The organism is Rhizobium sp. KDH_Rht_773_N (genome assembly GCF_052946295.1).
In genome coordinates this window covers 194,334-215,546 of record NZ_CM129525.1, presented here as the reverse complement: position 1 = coordinate 215,546, position 21,213 = coordinate 194,334, and the positions used below count along the sequence as shown (strand labels likewise).

General features: G+C 58.4%; 20 protein-coding genes. 12 read left to right on the top strand and 8 right to left on the bottom strand.

Annotated features, from left to right (window positions below; genetic code table 11):
• Positions 1-7: 7 nt before the first annotated feature.
• Both ACU8HS_RS01120 and ACU8HS_RS01115 read right to left on the bottom strand, forming a co-directional pair.
• A complete protein-coding gene (locus ACU8HS_RS01120) occupies positions 8-931 on the bottom strand; it encodes a zinc metalloprotease HtpX (protein WP_447015273.1) in 924 nt (307 codons plus the stop codon).
• Positions 891-2,624 carry a type IV secretory system conjugative DNA transfer family protein gene (locus tag ACU8HS_RS01115; RefSeq protein WP_447015272.1) on the bottom strand — a complete coding sequence of 578 codons (1,734 nt, stop codon included), beginning with the start codon at positions 2,622-2,624 and terminating at the stop codon, positions 891-893. The genes ACU8HS_RS01120 and ACU8HS_RS01115 overlap by 41 nt, the downstream gene beginning before the upstream one ends.
• A gap of 273 nt (positions 2,625-2,897) precedes the next feature.
• Between ACU8HS_RS01115 and ACU8HS_RS01110 the strand changes: the two genes are divergently transcribed.
• Genes ACU8HS_RS01110 through ACU8HS_RS01100 form a run of 3 tightly spaced genes read left to right on the top strand, consistent with a single transcriptional unit; the run spans position 2,898 to position 7,762 of the window.
• Positions 2,898-4,580: a ShlB/FhaC/HecB family hemolysin secretion/activation protein gene (locus ACU8HS_RS01110; protein ID WP_447015271.1), complete on the top strand. Its 1,683-nt coding sequence runs from the start codon at positions 2,898-2,900 to the stop codon at positions 4,578-4,580.
• A gap of 9 nt (positions 4,581-4,589) precedes the next feature.
• Positions 4,590-7,211: a two-partner secretion domain-containing protein gene (locus tag ACU8HS_RS01105; protein ID WP_447015270.1), complete on the top strand. Its 2,622-nt coding sequence runs from the start codon at positions 4,590-4,592 to the stop codon at positions 7,209-7,211.
• Positions 7,208-7,762: a hypothetical protein gene (locus tag ACU8HS_RS01100; RefSeq protein WP_447015269.1), complete on the top strand. Its 555-nt coding sequence runs from the start codon at positions 7,208-7,210 to the stop codon at positions 7,760-7,762. Before ACU8HS_RS01105 ends, ACU8HS_RS01100 begins: the two co-directional genes overlap by 4 nt.
• Positions 7,763-7,787: 25 nt before the next feature.
• Here ACU8HS_RS01100 and ACU8HS_RS01095 read toward each other — a convergent pair whose 3' ends face one another.
• Both ACU8HS_RS01095 and ACU8HS_RS01090 read right to left on the bottom strand, forming a co-directional pair.
• Positions 7,788-8,090, bottom strand: coding sequence for a hypothetical protein (locus ACU8HS_RS01095; RefSeq protein ID WP_447015268.1), 303 nt, complete (start codon positions 8,088-8,090; stop codon positions 7,788-7,790).
• Positions 8,090-8,962 carry a phage integrase N-terminal domain-containing protein gene (locus ACU8HS_RS01090; RefSeq protein ID WP_447015267.1) on the bottom strand — a complete coding sequence of 291 codons (873 nt, stop codon included), beginning with the start codon at positions 8,960-8,962 and terminating at the stop codon, positions 8,090-8,092. Before ACU8HS_RS01090 ends, ACU8HS_RS01095 begins: the two co-directional genes overlap by 1 nt.
• 806 nt (positions 8,963-9,768) lie before the next feature.
• Between ACU8HS_RS01090 and ACU8HS_RS01085 the strand changes: the two genes are divergently transcribed.
• The 3 genes from ACU8HS_RS01085 (at position 9,769) to ACU8HS_RS01075 (ending at position 13,151) form a co-directional block, all read left to right on the top strand.
• A complete protein-coding gene (locus ACU8HS_RS01085; RefSeq protein ID WP_447015266.1) occupies positions 9,769-9,987 on the top strand; it encodes a hypothetical protein in 219 nt (72 codons plus the stop codon).
• On the top strand, positions 9,984-10,670 hold the full coding sequence (locus ACU8HS_RS01080) for a DNA methyltransferase (protein ID WP_447015265.1): 687 nt from the start codon (positions 9,984-9,986) through the stop codon (positions 10,668-10,670). Before ACU8HS_RS01085 ends, ACU8HS_RS01080 begins: the two co-directional genes overlap by 4 nt.
• 216 nt (positions 10,671-10,886) lie before the next feature.
• Positions 10,887-13,151, top strand: coding sequence for an AAA family ATPase (locus tag ACU8HS_RS01075; RefSeq protein ID WP_447015264.1), 2,265 nt, complete (start codon positions 10,887-10,889; stop codon positions 13,149-13,151).
• A gap of 172 nt (positions 13,152-13,323) precedes the next feature.
• Here the strand turns inward: ACU8HS_RS01075 and ACU8HS_RS01070 are convergent, their stop codons facing one another.
• The 4 genes from ACU8HS_RS01070 to ACU8HS_RS01055 form a co-directional block, all read right to left on the bottom strand.
• Positions 13,324-14,673, bottom strand: coding sequence for a type II restriction endonuclease (locus tag ACU8HS_RS01070; RefSeq protein WP_447015263.1), 1,350 nt, complete (start codon positions 14,671-14,673; stop codon positions 13,324-13,326).
• Positions 14,670-15,116, bottom strand: a complete 447-nt coding sequence (locus ACU8HS_RS01065; protein ID WP_447015262.1) for a very short patch repair endonuclease — start codon at positions 15,114-15,116, stop codon at positions 14,670-14,672. Before ACU8HS_RS01065 ends, ACU8HS_RS01070 begins: the two co-directional genes overlap by 4 nt.
• A complete protein-coding gene (gene dcm, locus ACU8HS_RS01060) occupies positions 15,109-16,359 on the bottom strand; it encodes a DNA (cytosine-5-)-methyltransferase (protein ID WP_447015936.1) in 1,251 nt (416 codons plus the stop codon). Before dcm ends, ACU8HS_RS01065 begins: the two co-directional genes overlap by 8 nt.
• 220 nt (positions 16,360-16,579) lie before the next feature.
• Positions 16,580-17,149: a recombinase family protein gene (locus ACU8HS_RS01055; protein ID WP_447015261.1), complete on the bottom strand. Its 570-nt coding sequence runs from the start codon at positions 17,147-17,149 to the stop codon at positions 16,580-16,582.
• Between the two features lie 337 nt (positions 17,150-17,486).
• On the opposite strand from ACU8HS_RS01055, the gene ACU8HS_RS01050 reads away from it, so the two are divergent.
• Genes ACU8HS_RS01050 through ACU8HS_RS01025 form a run of 6 tightly spaced genes read left to right on the top strand, consistent with a single transcriptional unit; the run spans position 17,487 to position 21,092 of the window.
• Positions 17,487-17,831, top strand: a complete 345-nt coding sequence (locus ACU8HS_RS01050) for a hypothetical protein (RefSeq protein WP_447015260.1) — start codon at positions 17,487-17,489, stop codon at positions 17,829-17,831.
• A 17-nt stretch (positions 17,832-17,848) separates the two neighbouring features.
• The gene (locus tag ACU8HS_RS01045; RefSeq protein WP_447015259.1) at positions 17,849-18,367 is read left to right on the top strand and encodes a hypothetical protein; all 519 of its coding nucleotides are present in this window, start codon (positions 17,849-17,851) and stop codon (positions 18,365-18,367) included.
• A gap of 11 nt (positions 18,368-18,378) precedes the next feature.
• Positions 18,379-19,032 carry a hypothetical protein gene (locus tag ACU8HS_RS01040; RefSeq protein WP_447015258.1) on the top strand — a complete coding sequence of 218 codons (654 nt, stop codon included), beginning with the start codon at positions 18,379-18,381 and terminating at the stop codon, positions 19,030-19,032.
• A 5-nt stretch (positions 19,033-19,037) separates the two neighbouring features.
• Entirely contained in the window at positions 19,038-19,514 is a 477-nt protein-coding gene (locus ACU8HS_RS01035; RefSeq protein ID WP_447015257.1) for a hypothetical protein, read from the top strand.
• Between the two features lie 10 nt (positions 19,515-19,524).
• On the top strand, positions 19,525-20,142 hold the full coding sequence (locus ACU8HS_RS01030) for a hypothetical protein (RefSeq protein WP_447015256.1): 618 nt from the start codon (positions 19,525-19,527) through the stop codon (positions 20,140-20,142).
• A 5-nt stretch (positions 20,143-20,147) separates the two neighbouring features.
• Positions 20,148-21,092, top strand: coding sequence for a hypothetical protein (locus ACU8HS_RS01025; protein ID WP_447015255.1), 945 nt, complete (start codon positions 20,148-20,150; stop codon positions 21,090-21,092).
• Positions 21,093-21,213: the final 121 nt, after the last annotated feature.

Below are 21,213 nucleotides of genomic sequence, written 5' to 3'. Positions count from 1 at the left end.
CCGAATGTCAGCGTTTTGCGTAAGCGATATCCTCCGCCTTCGGCAATGCCGCTGCGGGCTTGGGTTCTATTACGACCTTCATTACGGGAACCCGCCGCAGATACGTTTCCCGCTGGAGAGCCGCCCGCCGTTCCTTAAGGGTGGGGTGTGTCGAGAGTAGTGAACCTCTGGCGAAGCCACGGAACATCAGGCGCGCATGGGTGCGCTCGAATTCGCTGAGTTCCGGTCCCTCATGCAGCTTTTCCAGCGCGGCGATCATATGCTCCTTGCTGGTAAGGGCTGCACCGATGGCGTCGGCCCAGTATTCGCGTTTGCGTGACAGGCGCAGCACGAACAGTTCCGAAAGCCACGTCAGGAGCCAGCGGCCCCAGCGTTGCAAGGTGTCGGAAAAGCCGAGATACCAGACCAGCGAGTTCTGGAACGAACGAGCGAGGCCCATGCGGCGCATGTCGTTGTTGGCGATGTGGCCCAGTTCGTGGCCGATGATGGCATCCACTTCCGCTTCGGTCAGGGAGTCGATGAGCGGCTGGCCGATGACAACAAGGGCGCTGTTGGTGTTGGCGCCGATGGCGTACGCGTTATTGTGCGGCATGATGCCGACCCATGGCCGGGTGTTCAGCCCCAGTCTGGCGGCGAGGACGTAGACCCTCTGGGCGAGCGGGTCGTCTTCCGTGAGCAGCGTGATACCGTGCTGGCGTACGGCGCTTTCGCGCTGCCTGCCCAAGCCCACCAGACCCCAGAATGTCCCCCAGAGAGGAACGGCCAGAAAGCCGCCGAATGCGCTTCCGGCGGCCACGCCGAAGCCGATTCCAACCGGCGCGGAAAGCAGGCTTCCCCACGCCAGTCCAAACCAACTGCCTATGACCAGCCCGAGCCATGTCGGCAGACTGCTATTCCTGAGTTTCCGGTAGTTGATGCTCGTTTCGGTCACGATTATCCCCCTTTGACATCATCCCGATACGGTTCCTGCAAGTTTCGCTCTTTTCATGCACCACGAGTTGCGTTTTGAACGGCCGCACTCCGGCAATATCGAGAATGCCGTAACGCCAGCCGTCGCCCTGCCACCCGCCGAGCAGTTCCCGCACCTCGTCACTGGTCAGCAGCGGACGGCCGAGGAACTGGATACCTTCGGTCATCGAGAACCCCGTGTTGGTCGAGGCGTCGCCGTACCATCCGCCGAGGTGCGACGAGACATTCGTGCTGGCCGTGGTCGTGCGAATGGCATGGGTCTTGTGCCCGAGGTAGCCGCCGACCATTTTGGCCGTGTCATCGTCGTTAATGCCGAAGAACTGCTTGACCGCGCAGTTGAGGAACGGACGCCAGCTATTGCCGGGGTAATGCTCCTCGATGGAATAGATATCCTGAAGGAAGAACCACAACCGGATGCCCGCGCCTGCGTGGGTGCGGATGGCGTCGCGGTATTCGGGAAACGCGCCGATGTTCAGAAACTCATCCAGCACAAAGAGAACCGGGATATCCGGGACGCGCGGGTTGGCAAGCATGGCGTCGAGCGCGGTTTTCAGGACGACCCGCAGCCATCCCGCGAACGTCTGCATTATATCGAACGGGATCTCGATATAGACCGTGGCGGGTCTGTCCTTCAGGCTTTCGAAGCTCACGTCGCTGCCGCTGACGCTGCGCTGGATATCGCCGTCTTTCCATTCGTAGAGTTTGCTGGTCAAGGTGTCCTGCAGGACCTTGAGCCCGCGCTGGGCATCCTTTTCCAGAATGGCCCGTCCTGCGTCGGCGGATGGCGGGAACTCGGCCATCTGTTTCGCTGCGTTGATCAGGCTGGGACCTTTCAGCATGGCCATTTGGCAGACCGTCGCCAGTGTTTGGCGATGCGGCGGAGCCTTGTGGCGAACAAACATAATGAAGCCGGTCATGATGCCGACCGCATCATCCGCGAAGAACGCCGGGGACTTCGGATCGCGCGGAAACATCTGCTGCGCGATGGAGCGCGCGTCGGCCTCTTTCCTGACCCGGCTGACGGGGTCGAAGCGGTGAACGGGTTTGCCGGAGCCTTCGTCCAGCGGAGCAATCCGGTAAACGGGGCCAAGCGTGCTCCGCCACTTTGACGTGGTTTCGAACAGCTCGCCCTTGGGATCGAGCACCACGCAACTGCCCTGATAGCGAAGCAGGTTCGGGATGATGGTGGTCAGGCCCTTGCCCGAACGCGTCGGTGCGACCGTCAGAAGATGGCCGTCACCGTCCCAATGCACGAACCCGGCGGGTGTCGTCTGTCCTTCATCGCTGAACGTGCCGAGAAGGATGGAGCGGGGATCGTGAAAGGCGTTCCTGTCGCGCAAGTACGGTTGCAGGTCGGCCGAGGTCGGCCATCGGGCCGAGCCGTAGAGCGGCGGCGGATCGGCAAGCTGGCGCTCGCGCTCCTGGCGGGCTTCAAGGTCGCGTCTGGCCCGCTCGATGATCGGGGCCGGATCGCGGCCGGAACGGATCGCGGCTTCCACGGCGTCGGCAACTTCGGGGCCGTAGAGTTCTTCAACTTTGCGGCGTGCGGTATTGGCTTTTATGTGGCGTCCGGCCTTGAGACCCCACTTGCCCCATTTGAAGAACAGCGCGGCATCGCGCTCCAGATCGCCGAACGGATCAAATTTATTGGTCACATGTCTGTCCCAGCCCAACCAAAGCGAGAGTAGCAATCGGTTTTGGAATTGCAAGAACAGACATGGAACTACTTAGTATGCGCCAGAATGACTTCGGATACGAATATAAGAGAATGTTAAAAGATCATGTCAACTTTCCAAATTCACCGAACACTTGGGAGTTTCAGTTGCAACAAGATCACACAGTACGCGTATGTGTGTTTTTGCCCGGTGTAGGATTGACCCCGGTTTGGCGACCTTGTTTAAAACTCCAAGGGGTTTATGGGGATTCGAATGCTCGCATGCAAAAGAGTATTTCAAACTGCGTTTTTACTGTCTGTCGTCAGTTTTCATAGTGTTCAAGCACAAACCATTCCATCTACAGTAGCACCTGGTCGCGAGGTGGAACAATTCCGTCAGCCGGAAAGACCACTTTCGCAGCCTTCTGCTCCCGTTATTCAACTTGCGGGAACAACGGCTCCTGATGGAGCATCAGCAATCCAGCTCGTGGTCACGCGCGTTACCATTGAAGGTTCGACCGTCTATTCCGACGCGCAGCTTGCGGCATTGTCGTCCGAGCTGACGGGAAACCGGGTCTCGCTCCAGCATATTTACGACGTGGCCGGTCGGCTCACCGCCAAGTATGGCGAAGATGGCTACGTGTTCTCGCGTGTCATTGTACCTCCGCAATCCCTCGACCCGAAGGGCGCGACCATTAGGCTTCAGGTTATCGAGGGCTATGTCGATCACGTTGAATGGCCCACGGATTTGGCGGGCCGGTATCCGGCCCTATTTGCGGAATATTCGGCAAAAATCACGGCAGTACGACCTGCGAATATCAAAACCATCGAGCGTTATCTGTTACTGGCGAATGACCTGCCGGGGGTGACGGTGCGCTCAAGATTCGAAGCGTCCAAGGAGAATTCAGGCGCGACGAGCTTGAAGGTTGAGATGGACCACAAGCCTTTCACCTGGGGCGCACAAGTCGACAATCGCGGCACCAAGGGCCGTGGCCCTTGGCAATATCTGACCTCCGTTGAAGCCAACAACCTCCTTGGGCTTCAGGAGCGCATGGGCCTGGTCTATGCCGGTTCCTTCGATACCAACGAATTGCAATATCTTGCCGGTAACTTCAGCGTTCTCTTGAATACCGAAGGTCTTACGTCGTTCAGCAACATCAGCTACAGCAACGGTGATCCGGGTATTTATGAGCTGCGCCAGCTTGGTTATGGCGGCAGAAGCTTCAGTTTCGAAACGGGCCTTTCCTATCCTCTCATTCGTTCCCGCGACGAGAACCTTATCCTTTCCGGCAGCTTCTTTCTCGAAGACTCACGCGGCGAAACCGACAGCCTTTTGATCAGCAATGACCGCATTCGCGGTTTCAGGCTCAAAGCCGACTACGATAACGCTGACGAATTCAACGGGATCAATCAGGCCACGTTCACGCTGTCGCAAGGCATTGGAGGGCTAGGTGCCACCTCTGCGGACAACCCCTATGCTTCGCGCGAAAACGGCAGGCCGGACTTCACTTCCATTAGCCTGTATCTGAGCCGTCTCCAGGGGTTGGGATCAGGATTCAGCTTCTTCGGCGCTGTGGAAGGTAGCTATTCCTTTGATCCTCTGCTGGCGGCAGAAGAGTGCAGTTATGGCGGTCGCTTCGCGGGACGAGCGTTCGACCCTTCGGAGCTGACCGGAGACCGGTGTTTCACTGCGCTCGCGGAGCTTCGCTATGACCTGCCGGAAATCTCACCGGATGTGTCGTCGGCTCAATTGTATCAATTCATCGACTTTGGTTCGGTTCACCGGATCGACCCAGCCGCCGGAGAAGACAGAAACGCTGACGGATCGTCGGCGGGTGTGGGCTTTCGGGCCGGTTGGCAAAATCACCTCAACATCGATGTCAGCGCCGCAAAGCCGCTCCATGGCCGGAGTGACAAGGACTGGCGCTTTTTTCTTGCGGTTAATACCCGTTTCTAGGGGGATGGAATGCGCTTCTGGCGATTTTGCTTGGCAACCACGGCCCTTGTGCCGCTTACAGGTCAGCCGCTTTGGGCCAACCCTCTGGACGGGAAAATCGTCGGGGGGCAGGCAACCATTCAAGGTATGGGCACGAGCGACCTGACCGTCACGCAGCACACGGACCGTGCCGCGATTGAGTGGAAAAGCTTCAATATTGAAAAGGGTGAGCGCACCCGTTTCGTCCAGCCCTCCGAAAGCAGTGTCATTCTCAATCGCGTAACCGGCAGCCAGGCTGCCTCGCGTATCTACGGCACGCTGGAATCGAACGGCACGGTTTACCTGATCAACCCCGATGGTGTGCTTTTCGGGCCATCCGCCGTTGTAAATACGGGCAGCCTACTTGCGACCACGCACGACATTACCGATACTGATTTTATGGCCGGACGTGATCGCTTTTCACTGACGACTGATGCGCGGGCATCTGTTGTCAATGAAGGCTTGATTACCGTTCGTGAAGGCGGATTTGCTGCGCTGGTGGCTCCGGGTGTCCGGAACGACGGCATTATCACCGCAAACTACGGCTCCATCGGTATGTCTGCGGTGGGCAGTCAGTTTTACCTCGATCTGCGTGGTGACCAGCTTATCAATTTTGCCGTCAGCGACGAAATCGCCGAAGAGGTGAAGGACGTCAAATCCGGAAAGACACTCTCCAAGCTCGTAGAGAACAAGGGCACGCTCAAAGCAGACGGAGGACGTGTCGCCTTGACTGCGGCCACTGCCCGCAAGGTCGTGGACAGTGTCATCAACACCAGTGGCGTAATTGAAGCGAATACCGTGTCATCCAAGGGTGGCCAGATTATCTTGGGGGCCGCGACGGCGAATACGAAAACGTCCGGCTCTCCCAAACAGGTTGTTCGGGTTTCCGGCAAGGTATCCGCAGCCGGGAAGAAAGCGTTCGAAAATGGCGGCACCATTCAGGTTACCGGAGAAGCTGCCCTTCTCAACAAGGCCACCGTTGATGCCAGCGGGAGTGCGGGTGGCGGCAAGATACTGGTCGGTGGCGACTATAAGGGCGGCGAGCGCATCGCGGATGCCCCTGTCGCCTATGAGGACGGTCTCATTCCCACCGCAGATTATGTTTATCTGGATGAGGCTACGATACTCAACGCCTCCGCAACCGGAACCGGAAACGGCGGCAAGGTCATTCTTTGGGGCAATCAGGCCAACCTCTTCACCGGCAATGTCCTGAACACTGGCGGCGTCTATGGCGGCACTGGCGGCTTTGTGGAGGTGTCGAGCCCTAACAGCCTGTCGTTTACCGGGAATGTTGATACGGGTATTGGCGGGCAACTCCTGCTTGATCCGCATAACCTCGTCATTGGGTCATCTGACCTGAACTACATGGACAATAACTCCACGGTTGACCGCTGGCTTACGCCGCAGTTTTTCAACCCGGATTCGACCTCCTATATTTCCGCCGCGACCATCGAGGACATCATGCGCACCAACGGGATGGTGACGCTGTTCTTGACATCAAGCACCTCTGACAAGAGCGGCATCATCTCCATTGACAGCAACATTACCGCCCCGGCAGGTAACTCCACTTTGTGGATCATCCAGAACTCGAACTTCACCATGGATGTGCATCTGAATGCCGTGGTGGATTTCAGCGCATCCACAGGCCAATTCCGCATCGGCTCGACGGTTACTCCGGCGCATTCGATCACGACCTCGGGCAACGGTAAAATCATCGGCAACACCGGCTATATCTCGCTCGATGCCTGGCAGATCGGAACCGCCTCGAACCCGATCAGGGTTGAGGTCGTGCCGGACAACGATGCGACGGCAGCCAGCTATGTCTATTGCGCGAATGATGGCGTGTGTTCTGACACCGGCACGCGGATTACCGTGCCTAGCGATTACGTTCTGGACTCTCAGGCATTCCGCGACAACGTCTTCGTTGCCGTCAGCCTTCGAGCCGACCAGACCATCACACCGCCTACCGACCCGGAGCCGCCTGTTGTAGACCCGGAACCTCCGGTCGACCCGGAGCCTCCGGTGACAGAGCCGGAAGAGCCTACCGATCCGGAGCCTCCTGTGACGGAGCCAGAGGAACCGACCGAGCCCGAGACGCCGGTTACAGAGCCAGAAACTCCTACACCAGCATCGCCAACTGCTGCTGATGTGAAGAAAAAGCTTTCTCCTGCGAGTGAGCCTACTAGCGTCTTTAACTATTGGAACGCTGGGTACTCAGGGGGTAGCAAATATACTCCCGGCCTTGGAGTTTTGGGCGGCACGGCGGGAGTAACGGGGAAAGCTTCCGCCTCCTATCTGTCAGCTTCTTTAACTAAAAATGGAGTTTCTACTACTCTCGATGTGTACAGATTAAGCGGCAGCTTAAATGGAACCGTTAACGCAAATTCAGCTTCTTTGAATGCCGAGCTTGGGGTGATGCTGGCAGATGCAAATGTAGTATATTCTTTCCGGGTTGCCAGTTATGACGTTTCGTTATCTGCAAACGCTGGGATTGGCGCAAAGGCAAAGGGTAAAATAAACATAAGTGAAAATAAGATAAATCTTGGATTTGGCATTGGACTTGGTGGAGTATTGGGCGCATCTTTGGATGCGGAAAGGGTGAATGCTCGATGATTAGATTTGCGCTATCAATATTTATAATTTTTATTTCGTTTAACGCGGACGCTTCAGACCATACAAATTTCAATAGAGTAAATGCTTCAGACTATACAAATCTGGATAGTATTTCCAGTCGCGTAAAGGCCTTAATATATACACCAAATGGCTGGAGTCTCACTGCCTATGAAAAACCTAGCGTAATTGTGGGTGATCCCGATCTCAGAACCTATGCGACGTTTAATACCAACAACTCCAACATTCGTGGAGAAATCAGGCTTCTAAAAAAGGGCCAATATGATGCCGCAACTGTTTTGTCGGACGTCGCCGAACAAACCATAGATGCGAAGCTGCAGGGGGCGGATATTATCGCCGGAAACCAGGATATCGGTGTTTTTCGAATGCTTTATGCAGATAAGCAAGGCTCGCAATATATCGAACAGGTGGTGAGTGTGGATGATATTGCGGTGACAATTATATTCTCTTTGGCCAAAGACTCTACCCTTGAAGAAAAGAAACTAGCTTCTTCTGTTCTAGATAAATCATCGATTACAGTTGATAGAAAATAGAAATAACTTTGATATTTTTACTCTATTACCAAGAAATCACCAGCTCCGGGTACTCCGTCACAATCGAAGGCCGGAACGCATCCTGTTCGAGGAACGTCGGTCTCCAGATGTAATGGAATTGTTCCCGGTCAAGCCATTCCTCTAACGCTTGGGCCGCATCCGTGTCGGACAGATCGAACGGATGCTCCTGCACGATGCGGTACTGGCGATGACCGTTAAAGGCGGCTTCGTCTATAGCTATCGCGATGGTGGACGGTTTGAACAGTTTGTCGGCGTACCGTTTGCGGAAATCCGCCGCCATCAGGTAATTGCCTTCGGCACGTTTCATCAGAAGGCACTCCCCAGGTAGGTATCGGTGATTTTCAGGCGGCCATGGCCGAGTTCGGCCGAGATGTGGCGGCGTGCTGCGCGATCGGCTTCGCGTTCCTTCGCGGTCATGTCGGACCACTTCTTGCCACCTGCCAGCGGGCAGGCTTGGCCGGTCAGGGTGCGGTAGCGATTCTGGGCATAGGCGTGCCGGAACCCGTGGGTGTTGCGCAGGCCGACCTTAAGAGTCTGGTATTCGAACCGCTTGAGGTGTTCGACGTAGGTGAGTTGCGCCGGGATCAGCGAGCCGCGACCGGGGATGAGTTTCACGACATGCTGGAGCACCTGCCGTTGCTCCAGTGTTGTGATGGGGATGGTGCGCGCCCTGCCGCCTTTGGTCCAACTGGCCTGCAGGGTGATATGGTCGCTACGGATGGCGGCTTGCGGCTGGAATTTCATGGCCTCCTCGCGGCGCAGGCCGAAAGCGGCTTGCAGCAGCAGGGATGCCTTGATGTTGGGACATTCGATGGTCTGGAGTTTCGTGTGGTCGAGGGTCTGGGCGCGGTTGCGGGTGACTTCGCCGCGTTCGGCCACGCCATAGGCCGCGTTGTCGCGGTTGACGACGTTCGGCTTGTTGACCTTCTCCGCCCACCAGCGCAGCCAAGTGAGGCGATTGCGGATGCTGGCGTCGGTGGTGTCTGCGTCGAGCCACTTTTCCACGAGGGCTTCGATATGTTTCGGTTTGAGGGAGCCCGCCGACGGCAACTTATAGCCGAGGTCTGCGAGATCGTCGGCCATTGCGGTCAACCCGCGCCGGCGATTGTTTTGGGTGCCGTAAGAGCCGTCCCTGTTGCGTTGACACAGCCGCACAAGGTCCATGGTCAGATCGTCCATCTGCGCTCGCTTTCGTATTTAGCTGAGTGTTGATGGCCGATGCCTGTCCGTAGATCAGGGCACCCCGCGAAGGTCATTCGCGGCAAGGCCGGGAATGCGTATTACGGTACGAGCCTCACGAGCCAGCCGGGCGGCTGGCCGATGTGGTTTGCCCTGTTGGGCGTCCGGCACCCGAAAGGTGGGCACCGAAAGGATGGCCGCCGCGGCGGCGCACGGATGAGATGAGCAAGCATTCTGCTCTCCTATGGTTGGGAAAACGGTCGGGTGAGATGGGTCAGGCGTTTGGTTGCCTCAGCGGATAGTGAACGCCTGCGGCTGCTAATGGCCAGCATCTTGCGCCGGAAATGATGTCCGTGACGGAGAGCGGAGCGCAGCGTCATTGGCGGGTCATGTGGCGACGTTTGCGGATAGACCGCTGCCATCATGGCTTTTGGGGCGGTCCGTCACTCCCCAACGTATTGGCGAGTGACGGACCTCCGGTCTTCCACACGGACGGACGTTTTACGTCCGACTTTATTTGTCGTGGCTCTGCCCGAAGCCGGGGCGCGGCTTCGGCCACAGCGCCATGCCGTCGTCGGCATGGCAGGGTGGTGCCGTTGCCGAAGCGGCCCGTTGGGGCGGTCTCGACCTTCGCAACCGGTGTGGTCGGGTGTGACGCCGCGCGTTCCGCCCGCAAGGCATCCAGCCGTATCCCGTGGGAGCCTCGGCCGGACCCTCCGTTGCGGGCGGGACGATGGCACGGCGTCTTTGGGCACCCGACCGGTCGCGAAGGGCGTGACCGGGCCAACCAACGGGAGCCTCCCAAAATGAGCAACGACACCACCAACACCACGCCGACGCATCACGTCTATGTGGTCGAAGGCAAAGGCGACAACGCCTTCTGGACCAAAATCGGAGCCGCATGGCAGCACGCCGACGGCAACGGCCTCAACATCACGTTGAGCCTGCTGCCCCTCGATGGCCGCGTGGTCATCCGCACCGCCAAGGCGGGCGAAGCCGCCAGCCGCAAAGGACGCGGGCAATGAAGCCCGCATCCTATCGCGTCCGCGACGGCCACCTCCATTTCCCGGAGGTGGCCATGCCGGAGAATAACGTCATCCATGGCGACTGCGTGCAGGTCATGGCCGGAATGCCCGGTGAATCCGTAGACTTCGTGCTCACCGATCCGCCGTACATCTGCGGTTATCGTGACCGGCAAGGGCGCACGATTGTCAACGACACCCATTCCGATTGGCTGGAGCCCGCGTTCCGCGAGGTCTACCGCCTGATGAAACCCGATACCTTGTGCTTCAGCTTCTACGGCTGGACGGCCGCCGACGCCTTCCTTGCGGCGTGGCGCGCGGCAGGTTTCCGCCCTGTCGGGCACATGGTCTTTTGCAAGAATTATCCCTCGCGAACCGGCCTGTTTCGAGCCATGCACGAATCCGCCTACGTCCTGGCGAAGGGACGCCCGGAGCTGCCAGCAACACCTTTGTCCGATGTCGCGGGCTGGGTCTACACCGGCAACAAACTGCATCCGACGCAGAAGCCTGTCGAAGTGCTGGAGCCGCTTATCCGCACGTATTGCCCAGCGGGCGGACTTGTCCTTGATCCGTTCTGCGGGTCAGGCTCCACGCTTGTGGCGGCGGAATCCTGTGGGCGGCATTATGTCGGCATTGAACTTGAACGCGAACATGCAGCGCAAGCGCGGGACCGTCTCAGGTTATGATCCTGATGGATACTTCGGCATGCTAATTGTCAAATGCCGACATCTCGTTTGTGAGCGGGTGGACCTAGGTCCTCAGGGCTTGATATCCGTTCGGCACTGCTTCTACCTTTTGGGAGAGACCCGATCGGCATATACTTCTGCCTGCATAAACAACAAGTCGGTTGCATGCTCGCTAGAGCGTCGTAGACTGCATGCAGATTAGTTCTGGGGGAACAGATGCTGCAGGAAGTCTTTATCGCAAATATCGGAAGCTATCCGGCCGAAGGTAAGCGGCTTTCACCCTGCAAAGAAATCAACTTCATTTTTGGGACCAATGGCTCGGGGAAGACAACGATTTCCCGTGTCATTGCAGACCCGGATGCTTTCCCGGACTCCCGCGTGACCTGGTTGGGAGGCAGAGCCTTGGAGCGGCTTGTCTACAACGCCGACTTCGCCGCCCGGAACTTCAAATCCCAGATGCCCGGCATTTTTACGCTCGGTGAGGAGTCTGCTGAGACTCTTGCCCGGATCGAACAGGCACGCAGACGCCGTGAGGAAGCGCAAGAGGACGTGAGGAGGCGTCGGGTGGTTCTCTCCGGAGAGGATGGAGCTGGTGGAAAGGTAGCAGCCCTGAAGGCGCTCCGAGCGGACTTTGAGGAGGCATGCTGGATTTTAAAGAACCGCCACGACGAGCATTTCAAGGACGTTTTCGAAGGATTGCGGAATTCGAAGGCCCGCTTTTGCGATAAAGTCCTTTCCGAACTGGGCGCCAACGCTGCCGCGCTTCGAGCACTTGAGGAACTCAAGCCCCGAGCCGCTACGGTTTTCAAGCGTGGGCTTCAACCGGCCGCCCCCTTGGGACGACTTAACTTTGACGCCCTGCGCAGTCTGGAAGATGCGCCAATCCTTGCCAAGAAGGTGGTCGGGAAGGACGATGTCGATGTTGCCGCGCTAATCAACCACCTCGGAAACAGCGACTGGGTTCAGGAAGGGCGACCCTACCTAGCGGTCAGCTCCCCTCGCTGTCCCTTCTGCCAGCAGCAGCTCCTGACCGACCTGAGAAGCAGCCTAGACGACTATTTCGATGAGTCGTACACGGCTGACCTGGCCCATATCCAGCAAGTGAGGAGCGCATACGTCACTGCCTCCGACCAGCTCGTCGGAAGATTGCAAGGGATTCTGGAGAGCGAGAACCCTCATTGCGATCTCGCCAGGCTCGGTGTCGAGCTTTCGCGGTTGAGTCAGGTGGTTAACTCGAACCTGGCAAAACTGGATGCGAAGGCGAAGGAGCCGAGCTCGGTTGTCGAGCTGGACGGCGTGGCGGAAATAGCGACGGCGATTAATGAGCTTGTGGACGCTGCGGATGCGTCCATCGCAGAGCATAACCGATTGGTGAGTAATCTAGCGACGGAGCGCGCGCAGCTGATCTCGGAGGCATGGCGCTGCCTCCTCAATGAGGCTCAGACGACCATAAATTCCTATGTCAGCGCAAAGACTGATCTGGAGCGGGCCATCCAAGGCCTAACGGATGGAATATCCGCCAAGAACACCGAGATTGCGGGGCTAACGGATGAAATTGAGGAGCTTGAGCGTAACATTACCAGCGTGCAGCCAACGGTCAACGAGATCAACGGTATCCTGACCTCCTTCGGTTTTACGGGCTTCGAGCTGGCGACTGCGGGCGAAAGCAGCAACCTCTATGCCGTGATCCGCCCTGACGGCACTGATGCCACAAGGACTTTGAGCGAAGGTGAAAAGAGCTTCATCACCTTCCTCTATTTCTATCACCTCATCCGAGGGAGCACGTCGAGCAGCGGCATGAACGACAACCGTGTCGTTGTGTTCGATGATCCGGTGTCGAGCCTTGATAGTGACGTTCTTTTCATCGTGAGTACGCTCATTAAACAGGTCATGGCAGAAGCGATCGCGGGCACAGGCCGCATCCGCCAGGTCTTCCTGTTGACGCACAACATCCACTTCCACAAAGAGGTCTCCTTCGACCCCAAGCGTTCATCTGAAACGTGCCGCTCCCATGAGACGTTCTGGGTGGTACGCAAGCGCAACAACGAAACCGCCCTGGAGCCGTACGACCACAATCCAATCAAGACTTCGTACGAACTATTGTGGGCAGAGGTCCGTAATCCAAACCCCTCGCCATTGACCATCCAGAACACCTTGCGGCGTATCGTGGAAAGCTACTTCACGGTGCTCGGCAACATGGACAAGGATGATATCATCGACATGTTCGAGGGACGCGATAAGCAGATCTGTGGTTCGCTCTTTTCTTGGGTCAACGACGGCTCACACGCCGTACATGACGATCTTTACCTGTCTGCCGATCAGCAGATGATCGACCGGCACCTCGCGGTGTTCAAAGCCATTTTTGAAAAGACGAAGCACATGGGTCATTACAACATGATGATGGGCATGCCTGCGGAGGCTGCGCCCAACGTGGTTCCCTTCCCTATGTCAGCTGGAGAACCCGCCGTACAGGAAGCATAAGACCATGCGCGTTCGCCAACTGACTGGACGCGGCGGCCAATTAAAGCCCAGATTCCAAAGAAGGACTTGCTAACTATAAGGCAGTTTAGCGGCAATAGGTACGTATAGTCCGTAGATATAAGCGTCATCTCGGCTCCCATGCCAACAATCGCGACTTGGATATCTGCACTTTTCAGATCCACGATGCCATCCGGGAAGCAATCTCGTCGGAGAACAGCTCCCGGAACGATATGACGTTCTTGCGTCCAGCATATTCGGCTTCCTTGGATTTCTTCAGGCTTTCCGGCACGACCAGCACAACCCCCATTGATGCCATGTCATCGATGGCATTGGCGGCGATGTTTTCATCCACGGTGGCAAGGAACAGCTCGCTTCCCCCCATCTCCCGCTCCACCTGCTTCCATCTCTCACGAAGAGTGGTCTTGGCACTCAGAATGAGACCGGGAGCCCGACCTTCGTCCTTCTTGCGGAGAACCCGGAGCGACGGAAGAATGAAGTCGGGCCGTTTCTTGGCTTCGATCACGACCTGCTTTTCGAATGGTACGTTGCCATCGGCGAGCATGCTTTCAATGTGATGCTCGAACGAGTAACCCGCACGCGACTTTCGCTGCTGGCTGGCCGAGAGCATGAGGGTGTCAACCTCCTGAACCTTCTCGATCAGGCTCCGGATTACGGAAGGAGCATCCACCGGGTACGGCGCATCCCCCATGATGATGCGGACAAGGCCAATCGCACGTTCACGCCGCTGGAACTCGCGGAAGAGTTCCCATTCGATGCCCCTGCTGATTTCCCGCAGGGCGTCGCCTGGAGAACCCAGTGCAAAGGGATCAAGACTGGTCAGCCGGTAGATATCCAGAAATTTCCGGCGGGCCTTTTCAGCCATAACGGCTGTAGGAGGCAAGGCGGCATTGTCGTGGGCAAACGGGACAATGGTCCCCTTCAGCCACGCGGCGATAGCCTGCTCCACAAAGTCGAGAATGACTTCCTTTTCCTTCTGCCGGTAGTCAGCCGGTCGCCGGATATCGATCAGAAAATCCGGCTCAAGCTCCAGGGCGTCGGCCAGCAGAATGGCATCATCGGATGCGGAGTCGATCGTCAGGCAGGTATAGGCAGTTTCTCCGGTCCTCGCCATCACCAGGAAAGAGGCAGGAGAGAGTTCGGAAAACGCCTCCTTCGGAAGGCGGGTCATGTGGGTTTCCGGGCCCTTGCTGGTGTAGTGCCTGATGAACGTTTCCCTGGTCACATCAAACTGCGGCCAAAATGTTGAGAAGGTGGTTACCCTGATCGGAGCCGCGTTGGGGTCAGGCCGCTCTATCTCCTGCAATGGCGGAAAGAAACCACTGTCGCGCTGCGCCGGAGGCATGTAGACACCTGCCTGATGCTTGTTCCCAAACTTCGCCCAGTCGCGGTCATTGTTGGAGAGCTTCTTTACAAGAACGGCATCAGCCGTTTCCAGCAAGGACGCCAGCAGGGATGCGCTGGGCTGCTCCATTTCAAAAAGGTCCGTCTGCACTGCTTTCACGCTGCCTCCAGTTCCAGCCTTTGTTGATCTGATCTCAGCCAGTCGGCGACAGTTTTCACCATCTGCTGCTGTCCGGCCTTTGACCTGGTGGCACATTCCCAGATGATACCAACCCGCCAGCCCGCTTCTGCGAGCATTGCCTGATGACGCACGTCATTAGTGATGTTCCGGCCGATCTTTTCACGCCAGAACTCCTCACGCGTTGCCGGCCACTTGAAAAGCCGGCAACCGTGCCCGTGCCAGAAGCATCCGTGGACAAAAATTACTGCATGCCACTTTGGAAACACCATGTCCGGGGTGCCGGGCACCTTCCGGTCATGAAGGCGAAAACGGAAGCCTGCCGCGTGGAGGCCTTTGCGAAGCACGATTTCAGGCTTCGTATTCTTGGAGCGAATACCTGCCATCATGCGGCTGCGGACGGCAGGAGCAACAATGTCAGCCATTCACTACGGCCTTTTCCGGGAGCTGTCGCTCTGGCAGGGAGACGACTTCACCAGCCTTGAAGCCAGGAAGCCAAGGGCCCATGGCCTCAGCGATGGCCTCAACGACTGGCATCACCACCGCATTGCCGAACTGCTTGTAGGCCTGGGTATCGGATACCGGAATCTCCCACACACGGTTTCCCCGTTCGAAACCCATCAGGCGGGCACATTCCTTGGGAGTGAGCCGGCGCGGACGCTTTCCCTTCCCCTGATCGATCAGGATTTCCGAGCCATCCTTGTAGTAGCGGGCGGACAGCGTGCGGGCTACGTCACCCGGGCCAAACAGCCCGAATCCGAACCCGTTCCCCTTGGCCTCGTGCTTCTTCTTGTAGTTCTGGAGATATTCCCAGAGCTTGGGGGTCAGGGTGTATTTGGCATCAACGTCGGATTGCAGGATACTACCCAGAGTCGGCTCCGGACCTTCCGGAATTGCCACGTCATCGAACGTGAAGGCAGCGCTGTGATCCCGGAACCCGGCAATAAAAATGCGCTCCCTCCCTTGGGGAACCCACGGACGGGCACTGACGATGCGGGTCACCACCTTGTAGCCCAGCTCCTTTTCCAGCACCTGCATGATGGTCGCAAACGTGCGTCCCTTGTCATGGCGCTGGAGGTTTTTCACATTCTCCAGCAGGAAAGCCTTCGGCTTGTGATAGCGAATGATCTGCGCCACATCAAAGAACAGCGTTCCCTGTGTAGCGTCCAGAAAGCCATGGGGACGCCCCAGCGCGTTTTTCTTGGACACTCCGGCGATCGAGAACGGCTGGCACGGGAACCCTGCCAGAAGCACGTCGTGCGCCGGGATTTTCGCCAGCGCGGCGTCATCTTTCGTGTATTCCCGGATGTCGCCGGCAAACACATGCTCCTCGTCCTCGGGGAAGTTCTTCCGGTAGGTCTCGGCCGCATACTTGTCCCATTCGCTGGTGAAGACGCATTTGCCGCCAATGTTCTCGAAACCCACCCGGAGACCACCGATGCCGGCAAAGAGGTCGATGAAGCGGAACCGCACAGGCTTCTCGGGCAACCGGTGGCTTTTGGCCATCAACCGCAGCATATCAAGGGCGAGTGGAGAGGGTGAGCATTCCCCGTTTTCGTGACGGTAGGCAGAACGGAGCGATACCTTGGTTATCCGGGCAGCTTCCTCAATGGTAAGTCCGGCCTGCTCCCTGAGTCGTGCAAATTCCGATTTTCCGTCCTGCTGCATCACGTCCCCGAATCTCCGCTGTGTCGATTTTTGCCACCTTGGCACAGACTGACTCAGCGGGCAAACAGGATGTTCGTTTTTTGTTCACATGGCGACACGAATTCGCACAGAAGAATTTGACAACAGCTTTCAGGACGCTGCCGCTACCGTGCAACCCCCAGTGCCGTATAGGAAATCCGAGCCTGCCGTTAGCTGGCCGACAACAGTGTCTGCCTGTGCGTTATGGTCGTACACGCAAAATCGTGCTCTCGCTAACCCCGAAGGCCCTTGCAATCCGTTCGCAAGTTTCCCCTTTGGCGCGCCACTCAAATATCTTCTCGCGCTCTTGCAGGCCGAGCTTCGGCTTCCGCCCGAACTTCACACCGCGTCGCCGTGCCTCCTCGCGCCCGTGGGCGGTGTTTTCCAGAATGCGGAGCCGCTGCCAGCGGGCCGCCCAGCCGACAATGAACAGGATCAGGTCAGAAAATTCCGAGGTCGTGTCGATGAATGGTTCATCAAGAAGACGCAGGCCCGCGCCCGCCTTCTTCACCGTATCCACGATGTTCAGCAGATCGAGCGGATTCCTAGCAATCCTGTCGGTGACAGTGGCAAGCACAACGTCGCCGGAGCGGAGGGACTTGAGAAGTCTCGCAAGCTCAGGGCGGCCGTCCCGGCTCTTGCCGCTCCGCTTCTCATGAAATATCTGCGCACATCCGGCCGCCTTCAGCTTGGCTAGTTGATAGGCCAGGTCCTGCCCCTTTGTGCTGACGCGGGCATAGCCGAAAACTCGGCCGGAAACGTGTGTGTTCATGCTCAAAGCCTCCGTAAATGGCGGAGAGCCTTGAATTCCCTAAATATTGCTAATTATAGGCGGAAGCTTCTGCGCCGTTTTACAGGTGGTCAAAAGTCACGACTTTTGCAAGGTGTCGGGATTCACATTTTTTAACATGCTCAGAGGTGGTTAATACTGGAAAACAAGGATTCTGTTCCTCCGGCACTTCTTCGCATCCGGCATTTCGGCTTCCGTCAAAAGTCGTGATTTTTGATAACCAGAAAGGGCCAAAGGCATAGGCCGGACGGCGGTTTCTGCCGTTCTGCCACGGTACGGATTCCGCCCCCGGTTGCAGCACAGGGGGTCCCTTTTTCCGATGCAATCCAAGCCGAAAGTAAATATTTCCCGATTCCGGTCCGTTTCTGCCGCCTCTTTCGCAATTTTCCTTGCCGCCTGCTCGGAAACTCCCGGCCTTGAAGGTAAATACCGGGAGGCTGACGGCTCGGCCATTGAGTTCACGAGCGACGGCACGCTTGTCATCGTGACCAGCACCGGAAAGCAGTCCGTCTGGCAATGGAGCAAGCTTGATAACAGCCGCATCAAGATCGACCCCGGTCCGGGCCTGCTTAATCCGCCTGCCGGTGTCTGCGGCTATACCGCTACCGGTGACACGGTGCGCCTGACCGGTTGCCCCTTCGCCACCACCCTTACCCGTTTGTAATCCCTGAGGACATTTCCATGATTCTCATTATCTGGCTCGTCGTCGCGCTTGTCTGCGCCTTCATAGGAGCGGGCATGGCCCGCACCCGCAACCGCAATACGGCGGTGTGGGGAATTCTATGTTTCCTGTTCGGCCTCGTCGGCATTATCCTGCTGGCCCTTGTCGGGCAGGGAAGCCCCGGCGCGGCCGCGCCGCAGGTTGTCCACCAGAAGGGGCCGGACATGGCCCGCTGGAAAACCCTGACCGAACTGGACCCGGATATCGCCTCCGCCGCCACGTCGGCCCGCGCGGCAGGGCTGCAATACGAGCAGGCGCTGGCCGAAAAGTACCTCATCCTCAATGACAAGCAGTATCTCGCCTCGGCTCTCGCCAAGGTGCTTGAACAGGCCGAACAGGACCGGCTTGCCCCACCAACCGGGACGGTCGGGTCCGCCAAGTACAAGCGCAATGCGGACGGCACGTACATGGTCACCAGCGGCCGCCATGTCGGGCGGACGTTCGCCACCTTCGACGACATGAAAGCCGCGCTCTCCTGAAAGGTATCCCCATGCACACCAGACTGCTTGCTGCGGCGCTGGCCGCCGCCCTCCTGTCGTCCTGCTCGGATTCCAAGACAGACTCCCAATCCCAAACCGGCCCCTTCGACGGCAAGAGCGCCGCCGAGGTCGCCGCCTTCATCGCCTTTGGCTTCGAGGACGGCGCAACCGGCTATCCGAGTTGGGCGCGGAGGGTCGGCGTCAAGAACGCCACGGCCAAGAAGCTTTCCGACGAACCGTTCCGGTTCACCTATACCCAGACCACTGGCACGGACACCCAACGGATTGTGACGGTGACGATGACCACGGCCGACAACTGTGTGTTCGATGTCAAGGCGGAGAAGGGTGATGCCGTCGAGGATGGTCCTTTTGGTGGTACGTTCCGGCTGGATTTCAGCGGACTGACCGCCTTGAACGTTGGCGAGGATAGCTCGCAGTTCGACGGGGCGAAGCTGCAATGTGTCTCAATCGACGGCGGCCAGTATGTCGATTGCGAAAGGATCAATAAAGACGCCTTTTCTAAAGGCACGTGGCCGACCTTCCTGCTGTACGCCGACAGCGGCGTGACCCGTGACGAGAAGACCAGCAGCCGCGCTGCCTATCAGGGGCGCGTCAATCAGGCCATCGTGTATTTCCGCGAAAATATCTGCAAGCCGAAGGGGTGAGCACCATGAAGCCCGTTATCGCCACGCTCCTCTGCCTGATCCTCGCCAACCCGGCCCCCGGCTTCGCGGCCGGGGTCCGTGCGAGTTTCCCAGCCGCCGCCCCGGAGCTGGTGGAACTCGTCGGCCAAAAGACTCCGAAAAAACGTCCCGCCAAGCCCAAGCGCCTGCCCGTCCGGGAGGAACCGGCTCCCGGCGACGTCAACCTCGGCCCGGTCAAGGCCCAACCCGGCAAAAACGATCGCCTGATTGGCCGTGTGCCGAGTTCAAGGCGGGCCACGGCCCGCGATGCCGCCGCCAACCTCTTCATGGGCCTGATGCTCGGCGCGGCCGTCGGCACACTGGCCGGGTCGTCAGGCAGGGGTGGCAACCCTTACGGCGGGCATGGCGGCGGCACCCGCCGCAGTGGCGGTGCCCCGTCCTCGGCCCATCATTGCAGCGTGGACTACACCACGCCCAACCCCACCAGCCTGTATTGCCGCTAGAGGTGAACCCATGAAAACCAGCCTTTTTACGGCGGCACTCGCCGCCGTCCTCCTGCCGTCCTGCTCGGATGCCGGTCCCGTCGACGGCAAAAGCCCAGTTGAGATCGCCGCCTTCATCGCCTTCGGCTACGAAGACGGAGGTACAGGCAGCACAGGTGTCACAAGCGGCCCCATGAAAGACGTGAATTTCACCGCGACAAAAATCTCCGGAGAACCGTTCACGTTCGCATTCGACCTGAGCAACGGGATTCGGTTTTACACGGCGGCCATCACCACGACGGACAATTGCACCTTCGATGTGACGTTCACGCCGGGGAGCCTCTTGGGTCAAGACATTCCCAAGAGCCTCCTTCGCTTCGATTTCAGCGGACTTACCGGGGCAACGGTGGAACGTGACCATGGCGGCCTAGGCGTCCAGTTCGAGGGAGCCACGCCGCAATGTGTCAAATCCGATGATCCAAGGTACTGCAAGGAGTTTGGCAAAAGTCCTTATGGCGAGAACGACTGGCGGTTCCGCACCGGCCTCGTGGACGAAGCCCACAAGGCCGGTGCTGATAAATACAGGCAAGAGCGCCTCGATCAGGCCATCGCCTATTTCCGCGACAACATCTGCAAGCCGAAGGGGTGAGCGCCATGAACCTCGCCCGCTACGCCCTTGCCTGCCTCGCGGTCCTCACCGCCAGTCCGGCCGCCGCCATGGTCGAACAGATTCCCACCATCGACCCGGCCGGCACATCCTGCGCCGCCTACACCCGGGAAATCCGCCAAGGCAGCATCGGGCGGTTTGTGTTCGCCGTGAACCTGCTGCCGGTCACGGCCGGAAGCCCCAACGTCGGTAACCCCGGCGAACACAACCTCTACGGCGACATGGTTGAGTATGTGGTGGTCCCGGTGGACCCGGCCAGCTATGCCGCCATCGTCAAGCGGAAGCTCCCGGCGTGGCTGTTCCTGTCGTTCGATGCCGACCCCGCCGCCAGCGGCACCCTGCGCCGCAGTATCGCCTACGCGGCTCCCAAGGGGTGCCAGGCGGGCGAGGCCCAATACATTGCCATCAACAACGCACCGCGCAACATCAAGCAGAACCTGCTCCGCGCCCTGCTCGACGTGCGCAACGGCGGCAAGGGCAACCCCATGGCCATCCCGTGGGATGATTATACCCGTATCGATAACCTGTTCCCCGCCAGCCTCGACGCGGAGCTCCAGACCGTCTTGCAGTCGCTTCCAGTTGCCGCCCATGCCGACGCTTTGGCCGACATCTGCGGGACTGGTTATCGCCGCAGCCTGCCCGCCAAGGCGAAGGTGGAGGCTCCGGTAAAGGCGTCGATCGCGGATACGCGTGTCGTCGTCACCCTGAACGGCATCGCGTCACCGCAGCGCATCCCCTTGCCGGACGACCCCGACGATGAGTTTAGTCTCCGCATGGCCGTGACCAACAACAGCCTTGTTGCCGTCATCGTCAACGGTCAGGTGACGCTCCACGGAGCATTCCAGATGGGAACCGCTGGACAATACGACGACGAGCAAGATGCGGAATCGACCTGCTATGCCATAACGCCCCCGCACCGTATTCGCCCGTGACGGTAATTGCTCCCTTTACTATCGGAAGGCTCGCTTCGGTGGGAATTGATGGACGCGGGCAACCAACCGGTCGGGGTTTCCCTCCGCTTCCCCACGTCGATGCTCCGGCCCTGAAACCGAG